Raw genomic sequence first — 245 nt, forward strand, 5'->3', positions numbered from 1 at the left:
ATTCACAACCTGTCCATAACCTATATCATATTTCTTTAATCTATTATCATAATATTTAATAGCCGCACGATATAGTAATGCATTATCACTCATGAAGTTCTCTTTCTTATCCATCTCTCTCACCTCTTTAGTTGACTATCCAACTATATTAAGTCTAGCACCAATAGAGAGCGTATGCAATTGTTGTGAAAATGTTTGCACATTATCATCTCCTATATACAGTATATACTAATTAATTAAGTAAT

Source organism: Catenibacterium sp. UBA627 (assembly GCF_002299355.1).
Classification (GTDB): Bacteria; Bacillota_I; Bacilli_A; order Erysipelotrichales; family Coprobacillaceae; genus Catenibacterium; species Catenibacterium mitsuoka.